This window comes from Sphingobacterium psychroaquaticum, assembly GCF_900177625.1.
Classification (GTDB): Bacteria; Bacteroidota; Bacteroidia; order Sphingobacteriales; family Sphingobacteriaceae; genus Sphingobacterium; species Sphingobacterium psychroaquaticum.
Map to the genome: position 1 here is coordinate 1,214,960 of NZ_FXAU01000001.1, position 12,975 is coordinate 1,227,934.

Annotated in this window: 15 protein-coding genes; 3 read left to right on the top strand and 12 right to left on the bottom strand. The window is 40.5% G+C overall.

Annotated elements, in window-relative coordinates:
* The first annotated feature begins 55 nt into the window (after positions 1-55).
* A complete protein-coding gene (locus tag B9Y69_RS04990; RefSeq protein WP_085471864.1) occupies positions 56-1,078 on the top strand; it encodes a cytochrome-c peroxidase in 1,023 nt (340 codons plus the stop codon).
* A 26-nt stretch (positions 1,079-1,104) separates the two neighbouring features.
* Here the strand turns inward: B9Y69_RS04990 and B9Y69_RS04995 are convergent, their stop codons facing one another.
* From B9Y69_RS04995 to B9Y69_RS05045, 11 genes are all read right to left on the bottom strand, one after another.
* The gene (locus B9Y69_RS04995; protein ID WP_085471865.1) at positions 1,105-1,434 is read right to left on the bottom strand and encodes a metal-sulfur cluster assembly factor; all 330 of its coding nucleotides are present in this window, start codon (positions 1,432-1,434) and stop codon (positions 1,105-1,107) included.
* Positions 1,431-2,696, bottom strand: a complete 1,266-nt coding sequence (locus tag B9Y69_RS05000) for a hypothetical protein (protein ID WP_134432646.1) — start codon at positions 2,694-2,696, stop codon at positions 1,431-1,433. Before B9Y69_RS05000 ends, B9Y69_RS04995 begins: the two co-directional genes overlap by 4 nt.
* Positions 2,697-2,706: 10 nt before the next feature.
* Positions 2,707-3,591, bottom strand: coding sequence for a DUF2249 domain-containing protein (locus B9Y69_RS05005; protein WP_085471867.1), 885 nt, complete (start codon positions 3,589-3,591; stop codon positions 2,707-2,709).
* 11 nt (positions 3,592-3,602) lie between these two features.
* Positions 3,603-4,523 carry an iron-sulfur cluster repair di-iron protein gene (ric, locus tag B9Y69_RS05010; RefSeq protein ID WP_085471868.1) on the bottom strand — a complete coding sequence of 307 codons (921 nt, stop codon included), beginning with the start codon at positions 4,521-4,523 and terminating at the stop codon, positions 3,603-3,605.
* A gap of 155 nt (positions 4,524-4,678) precedes the next feature.
* Entirely contained in the window at positions 4,679-5,446 is a 768-nt protein-coding gene (locus B9Y69_RS05015) for an ABC transporter permease (RefSeq protein ID WP_085471869.1), read from the bottom strand.
* Complete coding sequence (locus B9Y69_RS05020; RefSeq protein ID WP_085471870.1) at positions 5,439-6,164, bottom strand: ABC transporter ATP-binding protein; 726 nt, start codon at positions 6,162-6,164, stop codon at positions 5,439-5,441. The genes B9Y69_RS05015 and B9Y69_RS05020 overlap by 8 nt, the downstream gene beginning before the upstream one ends.
* The gene (locus B9Y69_RS05025) at positions 6,161-7,411 is read right to left on the bottom strand and encodes a nitrous oxide reductase family maturation protein NosD (RefSeq protein WP_085471871.1); all 1,251 of its coding nucleotides are present in this window, start codon (positions 7,409-7,411) and stop codon (positions 6,161-6,163) included. Before B9Y69_RS05025 ends, B9Y69_RS05020 begins: the two co-directional genes overlap by 4 nt.
* Before the next feature lie 5 nt (positions 7,412-7,416).
* A complete protein-coding gene (locus B9Y69_RS05030) occupies positions 7,417-7,860 on the bottom strand; it encodes a nitrous oxide reductase accessory protein NosL (RefSeq protein WP_159451813.1) in 444 nt (147 codons plus the stop codon).
* A 2-nt stretch (positions 7,861-7,862) separates the two neighbouring features.
* Positions 7,863-8,456, bottom strand: a complete 594-nt coding sequence (locus B9Y69_RS05035) for a hypothetical protein (RefSeq protein WP_085471873.1) — start codon at positions 8,454-8,456, stop codon at positions 7,863-7,865.
* A 7-nt stretch (positions 8,457-8,463) separates the two neighbouring features.
* Positions 8,464-10,443, bottom strand: coding sequence for a Sec-dependent nitrous-oxide reductase (gene nosZ, locus B9Y69_RS05040; protein ID WP_085471874.1), 1,980 nt, complete (start codon positions 10,441-10,443; stop codon positions 8,464-8,466).
* Positions 10,444-10,500: 57 nt separating this feature from the next.
* Entirely contained in the window at positions 10,501-10,980 is a 480-nt protein-coding gene (locus tag B9Y69_RS05045; RefSeq protein ID WP_085471875.1) for a c-type cytochrome, read from the bottom strand.
* 283 nt (positions 10,981-11,263) lie between these two features.
* Between B9Y69_RS05045 and B9Y69_RS05050 the strand changes: the two genes are divergently transcribed.
* The gene (locus B9Y69_RS05050) at positions 11,264-11,857 is read left to right on the top strand and encodes a Crp/Fnr family transcriptional regulator (protein WP_159451814.1); all 594 of its coding nucleotides are present in this window, start codon (positions 11,264-11,266) and stop codon (positions 11,855-11,857) included.
* Between the two features lie 89 nt (positions 11,858-11,946).
* Here the strand turns inward: B9Y69_RS05050 and B9Y69_RS05055 are convergent, their stop codons facing one another.
* Positions 11,947-12,141: a CsbD family protein gene (locus tag B9Y69_RS05055; protein WP_085471877.1), complete on the bottom strand. Its 195-nt coding sequence runs from the start codon at positions 12,139-12,141 to the stop codon at positions 11,947-11,949.
* 186 nt (positions 12,142-12,327) lie between these two features.
* Here B9Y69_RS05055 and B9Y69_RS05060 point away from each other — a divergent pair, with 186 nt between their 5' ends.
* Positions 12,328-12,966 carry a hypothetical protein gene (locus tag B9Y69_RS05060; RefSeq protein ID WP_085471878.1) on the top strand — a complete coding sequence of 213 codons (639 nt, stop codon included), beginning with the start codon at positions 12,328-12,330 and terminating at the stop codon, positions 12,964-12,966.
* Positions 12,967-12,975: the final 9 nt, after the last annotated feature.

The following is a 12,975-nucleotide window of genomic DNA, read 5'->3' on the forward strand; positions in this document are numbered from 1 at the left end:
CCCCCTTACCTCGAACTTAATTTGAGGTAAGGGTTAAAACGAAACCGTGTATCTCATGTTAAAATTAACGATCACCCTAGCATTCATTGTGCTGCTGACCTCCTGTAGCACGCAGGAAAATGAAAATCTTATCCCGTACGAAAATCCCGAAATCCAACTTGATATTCCCCCTGGTTTTCCGGCGTTAAATAGTGCCATAAATGATAATAGACCTACAAAATATGGCGTAGCGCTAGGCGAGAAATTGTTCCATGAAAAGAAATTCAGTGGTAACAATACCATCTCATGTGCGAGTTGTCACCATCAAGCACATGCATTTGCAGATAATAACAAGCAAGCTATTGGGATTTACGATCGTGTTGGGCTACGAAATACGCCGCCAATCCAAAATCTGGCTTTTATAAAATCTTATAACTGGGATGGTAACAAGCTCACTTTAGAAAGCCAACCTCTAGTCCCCATAATTACCCACGAGGAAATGAATTCATCTATCCTAGAGGTAATGACTAAACTAGATGCTGACGAATCCTATAGATTCCTCTTCCAGAAAGCATTTGGTGATATGCAAATAACACCCGATCGAATCTATCGGAGTCTCGCGCAATATGAGTACACCTTAATCTCTGCCAACAGCAAATACGACCGCGTTATACAGCATCGAACGGCTACGTTTACCGAAAGCGAAAGACGTGGCTACACGGTATTTAACGCAAAATGCTCTACTTGCCACAGCACATCCCTCTTTACGGATCAAAGCTTCAGAAATGTAGGCTTCCCCATAAACCCCAGCACGGAAGAAGCAGGTCGTGCACGGATCACGGGTAAAGCGGAAGACTTTATGCGCTTTCGGGTCCCATCACTCAGAAATGCAGAATTTACCGCACCTTACGGTAGTTTTGGGCAATTTCCGACCTTACGGGCTGTATTGGATTATTTTGACAAAGGGGTCTTAGCGGCTGATAACCTGGATCCAATTTTAAAAGATAATGGGAATAGAATTCCCCTTTCAGAACAAGAAAAAGACGATATAATCGCTTTCATTAAAACACTAAGCGACTCAACTTTTATCGGAAAGTAGTTGACTACAAAGGAATATAAGAATGCCTAATGAATACCGAGGGCCTCTTTACCTGCCTCGGTAATCATATCGAAGTTCCATTCTGGCTCCCAAACGATATCAATTTGTATCAGACAATCTGGAAAGGCATGCGACATGGCATGGTGGACGCCGCGCTGGATGGCATCACCTAAAGGACAATGTGGCGTGGAAAACGTCATCGTCACAACAAAGATGGTGGATCTGGAGCAGTCCACATTATACACCAAGCCCAGGTCAATAATATTTACACCTAGTTCCGGATCTATGACCTGCATTAAGGCCAACTGAGCCTTCATTTGTTCTTTAGCGTACGCTTTGTTTAGTTCTATTTTCATGGTTTCACTTTTGATTGATGAAATACAACGGTTCCAACATTATAACAGTAAAGGGCAGCCAAGATCACCCAAATAGCACTTGCAAATTGTAATAGCCCCTCTCGATTAACCACGATGGCTATGCAGAGTAGCAGTAAAGCGAATACAAAAAAGTAGGTTTGCAACCGAATAAGATGCTCCTTGTATAGATTTTTAGGTAAAGGTATACGCGCATCTCCGTGCACATCTTTATAACGGTTGTTCCAGACAATAAAAGGCAGTGTCTTAAACGTTTTACCAATCACTAACCCCGTGATCCACCCCAGAAAAACAAAGGTGCCATACAGCGTGACCCATTTCGTATCACTAAGAAGGTAAGTCAAGCCTAGGGATATCAATGCAAAAACCGGGATGTACAGCGAATAGATCGCTTGCTTCATTAACAAATCGATCTTCTTCCTGATGCGTGTCCGAATAGCTTGTCCAATATATACAAACCATAGCCCAATGCCTATAAGAACCAATAATACATAGCCCCATGTCCCTGCATCAATCTGTCGAAAATACCCATGCACCATAAATAGGACAAGTCCTAAGTTCTGGAAAGCGAGTGAGAAATGAAGCAATCGATCATTTTTGACTTTGCCCAGAACAAACATAGGAATCAGCTTTGCTCCGACGCCACAAATCAATTGCATAAACCAGCCCAGTATACCTGCATGTGCATGCAACTTAAGCATATCCATGTGGTTACGCGGAATAAAATTATAAGTTAGATTAATCGCCAGCAATAATCCTGCGGTTGCGGTAAGTACAAACCAAATAGCCGAGCTAATGATAAAATACTGATACCGTGTACTATTGGCGGATCGAATTATCGTGACACAAACATTATACAGGTAACAACAACCAGCGATTACCACCAAGCTCCCCCCCGTAATCAATAGATTGCCAGTCCAGAAGTTCCAAAAGCACCAAACAATGATCAGACTCCCAGCTGTAAGGAATAAAAAAGACACAAAAGCCAAACGATAGCTAAAGAGATCCTGCTCACATAGTACTGGAATTAACTGATAGGCTGCTCCAAAAATAATCATAGTTCCCCATCCTAATACAACAGCATGTACAATAGCTAAAATATGTGGATTGAAATGGTGACCAGTCAGCTCGGAGGCAGACAAAAATAATAGGATACTCCATCCAAAAAAGAATAATGCCGCCGTCACGTAAAACGGAAGTACAGCGCTTGTCTTTGGAGCTCTATGTATAAATAAATCGGCCATATCAGCTCGTTTAACGGGAATCATGATAAATAATCAGCCGGATATCGTCCGTATTGTACTCACAAATTCGAACAGCGAATCCACTATGTTCCAACTCTTCCAAAAGATGCAATGGCATACGCTTATGATAAACATGCAAGACCTGTCCCTCCTTCAAGATCAACAGATGTTCCAATAGGCGCTCCATAGGTTCTGGCATTGGCAATGCGCGAACATCTACAACAAGAATTTGTTCGCTCAAATACTCCGCAAGAAGTAGTTCAAAGCTTTCACGACCGAGCATACAGATTTGACTATTAGTGGAACTATGTCCCAGCATATCGGGAATTGCAGCTTTAAAAAACCACGTATAATGTAAATCAACGGCTTTGGATTGCACATAATTTGACGCTCCCTGACGCTCCAGCACAAGCAACAAAGGGTAAGGAATAAACGTATTAATAATACATAACGCATGTTCGTTCGGTAATGCACGATAGCGCTGCAAAATACTTTTTAATGGATCGTCTCCCCTCGCTATATGCTGCCGCACATCAAAGCGATCGACAGTGCTGTCCCGAAGACTAGAAAACCACTCCGGTTCTTTCTCTCCTCTTTGCTTTGGCACCACATCAGAGTACACTCCTTCAACAAGGCTACCGACCATATTCTCACCGGCACACACTTTCTCAAACACAAAACCCAACGGTTCCAGTGCGAGCCTAAAATCTTCTATAGTACACCCTCCAATCGATGCCGCATCAGCTACAGTCACACGGGGTGCAATTAGGTGTCTTAAAATTGGATTTTTAAGCTTTTGAAATGGGACAGCGATAGCGGCTATAGCCGCTATGCTCGCCTTATTTTCTTTGATGATGGTGGATATCCGGGTTTGCTGGTTTATCTTTAACATCATTTCGTTTGTTACTATAATGCCGTGACTTTAGGAAAGAGTACATTATTTTCCAGGTGTATATGCTGAAAAAGATCGCTTTCAAATTCCTGAATCTTTGTATATAAGTAGGTATATGAATTGCAGGCGTTCTCAGGGAGTTCGTAATCCTTTGTCAAAAGCCGAAACTCACGCAGTTCCTCGCCAGCATGCTCATGCTCACTTTCCATATAACGAATAATGGCCTGTAGCTCCTCCGTTTGAGGACGAACACCAACAGCCAAGCTTTTTATAACAGGAAATAAGTTCTTTTCCTCTTGTTCAATATGCTGATACAATCCGCCCATAAAGTCATGCACGCCTTCAGCGAGATCAAACAATTCCGTGTGCTCTGCACCATGCCTTGCGGATACTTTATCTGCCAATTGCTCTATAATTGGTCCCTGTTCTCGAATATAACGGTGATGTACATTGACGATATAATCAGCCAGAAAACCTAAATCCCAATCATTGAAATTATGTTGTGCCGAAGCAGAACTAGCACAAGGTGCATTTTCCAAGGCTTCTACTAATTGTTGTTCCGCCATCCCGATCGATTGCGCGGCTTCCCGCAGCGTTTTCTTTCCGCCACAGCAGAAATCAATACCTAGTTTTTTAAGTACCTCCGCTTTTTTGATATCCTTCGCTGCAACCTCACCTACAGTTGGCGCCCCTGTTGAAACGGTTCCCAGCTTAAAGATTCGAACACGCCACCACTCCGGACCATCCTCCAGATACTCCCATGTAAATATATTGCCCCGCTCACCGAGTAACTGATAATATAGCGGTTTGGGGTCATGGTCGTTTAAAATCACAAAACCTTCCCCTTGGTCCAGGCGATCAAAATGATCGAAAATTGTCGGATGTTTAAGTCTTGGTTCAATCTGTGTAACATCCAATGTTGCTGACTTTATCATGGTTTTTATATAAAGAATTTGGTTAAGAAATCTATTTCTGTCGTTTCTAATCCGACATACACAAATTTACAAGGAGCGGATTCGGTATTTTATGAGCGTGCACATAAGCTTATTTTAAATTGTCAGAATGCTGTCAATCCTGTAGATAAAAATCTTTAAAGGTCTTTTTTCTTAAAGTTTAAAGTAGAGAATAAGAAAGGTAAGGTAATCCATAATAGGAGGATGATAGCTGTTAAAGTCATTCCACCACCTGTACCGAAAAAATTTTGAAAAATAGCACCGGTGTACCCCATCATAGCCGATAGATCAACCTCCAATAGGATAATAATACGTGTTATATCAATAGGGTTCAACATGGTTAATGCCACCATGCCATTTTCAATCGGGTAGTCTGAGAACTGGAACATCAGAAACAAGACCAATGCATCAAATAGTAAAGCAAAATATAGCCACAGCAGGATGGCCAATCCAATACCCTTCGCTTTATCACGAATCTGTACGGCCGTCCACAGAGCAATAGAAACAAAAATTGCTGAAAGACCCGCCCCACATACCAACAAGAGGATACCGGAAGGAATCCATGCAAAAATAATGATAGGTATCCCTACTCCAATTAAAAAAGCTAATGTGATAGCACCTGATAATCCCAAAAAAATGCTTCCCCATATCTTTGTACGTTTTAACGGTTGGCTTACCAGTAATTCAATAAATTCTGCGCTATTGTACAGGTACACGGTAGCAAAAATAATACTCACTAGAGGAACTACGAAGAGTACAATATTCAATAAACTAACAATACCTTTCTCCGCATTACTCTCCATACCTAACACACTAAATGCTAAGGCCAGGAGAAGAACCATATAGGCAATTATTGTTCGACTACGCAGGATATCACTGATTACGTATTTAATAATTTTAAGCATGTACAGTCGTTTTTGAAGATAACATAATGTGTGCAATAGCCTTTCCCAACTTATCGGTTTCAGTCTCTGCTTTCAAGCTCTCAATGGTTTTGTGGAATCGTAGTTGCCCTTCTTCCATGTATACAATTTCAGAAACGAGCTCATCCAGATCGCTCAAGATATGGGAGGTAATAATAATTAATTTATTGTTCGCACGTTCGCGTTGTATTTTTTCCTTAAGGATTTCTGTCGATATAGGATCCAATCCAGCTGTTGCTTCATCGAGTATTAAAATTTCAGGTTTAAACATAAAAGCTATACAAGCGCTGACCTTTTGGCGTGTCCCTCCCGATAGCGTTCCCATCCGCTTATTAAGCAGTTCTTTCATTTGAAAGGATTCATATAAATCCATATCCAACAGCCCGGCCTTCTCGCCACGGATATCCTGCATCATGTCAAATATCTGACCAATCGTCATGTTATCCGGATAGCGACCTATTTGCGGCATATATCCAATGTTTTTACGATATGCCCAGGCGTTGCTGATGTTTTTATCCTGTACGATAATTGTTCCACTGGAAGGAACAACCATTCCAAGAATAGACTTGATTAAGGTTGTTTTCCCACAACCATTAGGCCCAATCAAGGCCACGCATTGTCCCCGACAAAGGTGAAGTGAGATTTCTTGAAGGACTTTTATTTTCCCGAATTTCTTGGATAGTTTTTCAGTCTTTATCATACATTTAGCGGTTTCATGTAAGGGTTTTCATCCATTAAATTTTCTGGTGTCAAGCTTGGCATCACACGCTCGGTACGATCCAGCAGTTTCGACATAAAGCTGCGAAACAATAACATCGCCATAGGGTACTGTTCAACAATGACTGAAAATAGGCTCACAGGTCGATATGGCACGTCTCCCAAGCCATCTTTATTCAAATCATACCCCTCATATTTATCCCAATAATTTTGATTAAAATTATTAGCGGCCAATGTCATATTATTGGTCGTGACGTCAAAAGTATTATTGATAAAATTATTACTTACAAGGGTATTATCCATGCAACTGGCTTGGATCTTAAGCGCCCATCCATTGCTTTCCAATTGATTATTCTCTATATGTATACGGTTGCTTCCCTCCATAAAGATTGCCGTGGTATTCTTAATAAATCTATTATGCCTTATTTCACTATCTGTAATATCTTTCAGCAAAAGCCCATATGCAGAATCGCCCCAATTTTCATTAAATGTATTGTATAGCATCCGGACCCGTTTGGTATACATAACAGCCACCCCTGCACCATTATGTGTAAATTCATTATAGAGATAGGCGTTATCGTGCGAAAACATAAAATGTAAACCGTAGCGAATATTATTAGTAGACTGGTTTTTCTCCACTTTCGTATGCGTTACAAACTCGAGATAAATACCATCCCTATGTCCCTTTACGGTATTATTAAAAATAGTTAGGCTATCGCTTTTCCAGGCGTGTATACCATTGCCACTTAACTGTTCGGTGGAACCATAAGCTTTAATCTTATTGTTTTCCGCAATACAGTTTTTGGATGCTTGAAAATAAACGCCGAAAAAATTATCTTCCAAGATGTTATCAGCAATGCGGACATTCGTTGTATTATAGACTTTGATGCCAGCGATATCTGTTAACGAGGAATGACCTGATGATTTTACCAAAAAGCCCCGAATGGTTACATGCGAGGACTTAACCGAAAAAGGTTCATATTTCTTTTTTCCATCAATCGTAGGGTACGCTTTCCCGATTAAAGTAAGCGGTTTATCGATTGTAATAGTACCTTCCGAGTACCTACCTTTATCGACAAGAATGGTATCCCCTGGCTGTGCCAAAGAAATTGCTTTGGTAATGGATTTAATAACCTGCGCATTTCCTACCTTGATGGTCGCAGCATATACGCTGCCACAGACCATCAGATAGGTAAATACAACTTGTTTTAACAAATAGAAACTTTTCATTACATCTATTTAGAGATTTGTTCCCAGGTGAGCTGTTCGCCTCCGAGCTTTTCCTGCATATGCTTTAGATCTGACTCGTTCTTAAATGCGGCAATATCACCACGCATCGGACTTTTTAACTGTTCGCTTTTTAAGAAAAACAACGCTGTAACAGGATATAGTTTTTTCGTATGATAATCGGGCACATAGAGGTCTGCGATGTCTTCCGGCCCCACCTGACCTTCTTTTGAAAAAGCGATCATACACGAAACATCATCAAAATTGTAAGCGCGACCTTTCTTCGTCAACAGTTGTGTCCCAAATCGCGCGTCGGAGATCGTCATTTTACAGTACACGCATTGATCTTTACCGTACTTGATGGGTTTTGGTCCATTGGCACTGCAAGCCTGCATGCCCAGTACCAACAAAAGACAAACAAGGAGGTGTGATGTATATTTTATTACATTCATAATCATATCGATATTTTTGTTTTATTTCTTTTCCACTCTGCAACAACACAGTATAGAAGTATTAGGCCCGTCGCAACAATAATCCATCCTCCACTATCAGGAATGGAGTAAGCACCAAAGTTTAAGAGCTGCTTAAATCCAATGAGTGGTGGCTGATAGGCCATTCCGGGCACTTTGATAGGCGCATTGGGATCCAAATCATGCCCATAATTATACTCCCAAACCCAAAAATCGACCATAGCTACTACGCCAAACACGACAAAGCAGATGAACAACACTTGCATGCTCCGTCGGTTTCCACGCGCTCCTACCGCAATAAAGGCAAGGGCAAAAGCCGCCAATATATACGGTAGTACCGTGAACTCGACGAAATCGTCTGCATGCAAGGTCTTCATGCCGATGTAATGATTCAAACCATTTATAATGTCGACTTGTCCATCAAGCTTATAGCTATAAATGAGCAGTTCCAAGCCCTCGGGATATTGTGCTGCATCAAGCTCGATTCGCCAAATAGGCAATATAAGCGTGAGTGCTAATGCTAGTCCTGAAAGGACTAGCATTGCACGATGGATTGCTTTTATGGGTAGGTTCTTCACGATCTTTCTATTTAGTTGTCATTTTATCTCCGGTTCCGAAAGATAAAGGCACATTACTACCTTTTGGAGATACGCGTACATAGCCCGCCATTTCCTGATGTAGCGCACTACAAAAATCTGTACAATACATCGGAAATATTCCTATGCGATCTGGTACCCATTTTAACGTTTGAGTCTCGCCTGGCATCACCAGCAATTCTCCGTTATTAGCACCTTTGATTGCAAATCCATGTGGCATATCCCAATCTTGTTCAATATTTGTAACATGGAAATATACCTCATCCCCCAGTTGTACACCTTCAATTTTATCCGGTGTAAAGTGCGAGCGGATAGTTGTTAGGTATACATGTACCTTATTCCCTTTTCGTTCCACGCGTGCTTCAGCTTCTCCATTTGCAAAATGCGGATGCTTGTTGGCCTCCAATTTGTAGATCTTTAGCGATTTATCTTTTACTTTTTCCGCCCGTACCGCTTGTGCATAATGCGGCTCACCGATTGTTGGGAAATCAAGTATCAATTGCATTTTATCCCCCGAAATATCATATAACTGGGCACTGTGTGCCAGTTCTGGTCCAGTAGGTAAGAATCTATCCTTTGTAATCTTGTTGAAAGCAACGACATACTTCGAATCAGGCGATTTTGTATCTCCACCTGGAATCATTAAGTGTCCCACAGAGTAATAAGTGGGTACGCGATCGAGCACCTTAAGATCCTTAATATTCCATTTTACGAGTTCAGAAGAAACAAAGAACGAAGTAATTGCATTTCCTTTTCCATCAAACTCGGTATGTAATGGCCCTAAACCAGGTTTTTGAACCTCGCCATGTAATGCTGCTTCATATTTAATGACAGGAATACCTTCAAAAGTGCCTTCAAAAGCTTTGTCTTTAATCGCTTTTTGCATCTTCGTAAATGAAAAAACAGGAATTAATGCCGCCAGCTTGCCGCTTCCTACAATGTACTCGCCAGTTGGGTCAATATCGACACCATGTGGAGACTTCGGACAAGGAATGTAGTAACACAAACCTTCCAATTCCGCTGAGTTCAATACGATAACTTCATTCTTTATGGTTGATTTCGAAGTATGTGAGTGCTCATCGTAAACATTGTGTGCATATTTAACATTACTTACCTTCTTTCCTTTTCCGGCTTTCAAATACTCTTCAGCCTTTTTCCAATTCACTGCCAAGATAAAATCCTTATCATTTTTAGATGCGTTTACTTCTTGTAATGTATTGGCTTGTTCTGTATTATACGTAGAGAAGAAAAACCATCCGTGAGAAGCCTCTTTACCGGCACGACTTAAGTCATAATTAACACCTGGCGTTTCAATCTGGAACGCGATATCCATGTTGCCACTTTCTTTGTTAACACGCACAAAACTTAATGTACCTTTAAAGTTTTCTTTAAACTTCTCGATCGACATATCACTCTTTTCACCATCTGGAGGGACACTAAAGCGGGTACCTGCTACTACATATTCCGTGTTTTGTGTAATAAATGGCGACGAGTGATTACCACCGCTATTGGGCAATTCCAATATTTCTGCGGTCCTAAACGTAGTAAGATCAACCCTAGCAATACGTGGTGTGTTATTAGCATTTACAAACACCCATTTGCCATCATATTCACCGTCTGTCTTAGACAATTGAACGTGGTGTAGATCATCCCATGGCACGCTTCCGTGTGATGTTTCTAACATGGGTTTCGTTTCTTCGCTAAATCCCCACCCCTTTTCTGGGTCTAAGGAAAAGACGGGAATAACACGTAACAACCTCCCCGAAGGAAGACCATATACCGATAATTGACCACTAAAACCACCCGATACAAAGCTGTAGAACTCATCATACTGTCCAGGTGCAACGTATGTCTTTTCAGCTGCATTACCGCTTACAGCACTTTGTGTTCCTTTGGGTTTGCAGGCTTGAAAGCCCATGGTTACGGCAAGTACTATCGCCGCACTCACCAGAAAATTTTTAGTCTTCATAATATGTTATACTGAATTTGTAAGGATAATTGGCGTACTTAAGCATGAAGTAAGACCTTATTGTACACCGTCATTTTTACGCATAAACTCCAAGATGTTACGTGCATCTTCCTCCGATAGATTTTGATTGGGCATCCGCACAAGGCAAATTTCTAACTGAGCCTGTAATTCCGGATCTTTATCGATCATAGCATCGGGATTAGTGATAAAGTTCATTATCCATTCAGGTTTGTGTTTTTTTGAAACCCCAGACCATCCTGGTCCTACCAACTTCTCTTTGGAGTATTTGTGGCAGCTCGCACATTTTAAATTCGCTACGGTTTCACCTTTGGCCGCCATGGCTGCATCTAATTTGTCTCCTACTTCAACTTTATCGTATTTTCCTTCGCCACGTTTGGGGTCGTACCCCGAAGTAGCTGCAGGGCTGGCGCTCGTTGTAGCGTCCGTGGATGCCGCTTGATCCTGACCGCTGTTGTTGCCTTGTGAACATGCATAAATTAACATGCAGACGGCGAATAGATACATAAGCTTTTTCATTTTGTCTTTTTTAAATCGTTCATATTCTACTGATTATTTCTTAGTTCATATACAAATGTAGTTTGACCATATTCCTCATTTTATGCGTGCAATCATAAAGTGATAACAGCTACAAAAACAAAACATAATCAACTGTATTAAAGCATATTACCACGTTAATGATTGTTATTATAGGAATTTGTGACGCACGTCAATATTTGTATTATCCTATTAAAATACCTTTGTTTAGTATTCCAAATGGGGTAGAAAACACGGACAATTTGAGACCATGATTCCAATAAAGATGTTATTAGAAAAGGGAGCTGTTTATAAAAAGCTGTCACCGGGTGAGACCATTTTTCAATGTGGGACACGCGCGGTCTTTTACCATCAATTAGTTTCTGGCAGAATCCGTTGGTGCAATGTGTTGGATGATGGTAAAGAAGTCCTTCATAGCGTGGTCGAACCCAATGAAGCGTTTGGCGAATTGCCTTTATTTGATGGAGACGCTTATGCAGCTACCGCAATTGCAGACACACCTGCAACCGTAATAAAGATTGGTCTAACTAACTTCAGACAAATTTTAGAAGAGAATCCTGATTTACATTTTGCTTTTACAAAAAGTGTGGTTCAGAAACTAAGGTTTAAGTTTTTTCTAACCGAATTACTCGCCAATAACGACCCTGTATACATTGTATCGCAGCTCATTACATACTTCAACTTACATCATCAATTTATTTGCGAAGAGTGTCGTCGATTAATGTTGACCCGCCAGCAGCTGGCTAACATGATTGGGTTTCGGGTAGAGACAGTAATTCGCGCAATCCGACAAATGGAAAAGGACGACAGATTAGATATCATAAAAGGTAAGGTATTTGTTCCTGCTGATGGCCTCTAAAAACCAATTTGTACTGCGGCACACTTCGTATGCGTAAAATAAAAAAAGAGCAACCCTTTGAGGCTGCTCTTTCTCTTTACTCGGGAAGGCTATTGCTTGTCCAGATCATTTAACCAATCTTGAACCTGTTCACGTGTTTTACCTGTCTTTTTTTGAAGACGTCCATAAAGTTCATCTTCCTTACCTTCAACATATAGTAAATCATCGTCTGTCCAGTCAGCATATTGTTGTTTTACCTTACCTTTCAAAACGTTCCATCTTCCTTTTAAATCTAATGAGTCCATATTATTAAATCTTTAGTGTATATATAGAGAACACAAGGAATAAACAAACGTTCATTATTTTTTTTATTTATTCCAGACGAAGCGGTAAAGGTTATAGAAAGCGAATCCAAAATATTACTTTTGTCGCCATATTAAATCTATTTAGTACAAGAAAAGAAGCCTTCAATTACTAACTGAAGTTATATTATGGAACAAATTGCCACCGTACTCATCTATACCCATGCTTTTTTTGGAGGTTTGGGCCTTTTCACTGGTTTTATAAGTGTTCTTGTAAAAAAAGGAGGATCATCACATAAAAAGGCTGGTAAGGTCTTTACCTATTCCATGCTGTTAAGCTCCCTACTTTCTTTGATTATTGCGCTTATGCCCAACCATGAGAATACTTTTCTATTGCTGATTGGCATTTTTACTATTTACATGATTTTATCAGGAAATAGGGCACTTACTTTTAATCCCAAGTATAAAACCAAAGCTCATGCTATTGATAAAATTATATCTGTAGGCATGCTTATCATTGCTCTAATTATGTTAAGCCTCGGTGTATTGGGTTTGATCCAAAAAATTGAAAATTCAATACTTTACCTTTTCTTTGGTATTCTGGGAAGTTTTATGGCGACCAATGATTTTAAGATCTATAGACAATTTAAAGAACGGAAGAATGCACGAATCTTAAGTCATATCGGCCGGATGGTTGGTGCACTTATAGCGTCATTTACCGCATTTCTCGTTGCAGGACTACACATTGGAAGCACCATTGTATGGATCGCTCCAACCATAGTGGGAACGGCATACATCATCTATACCAGTAGGAAATATAAGAAATAGATCATTCAG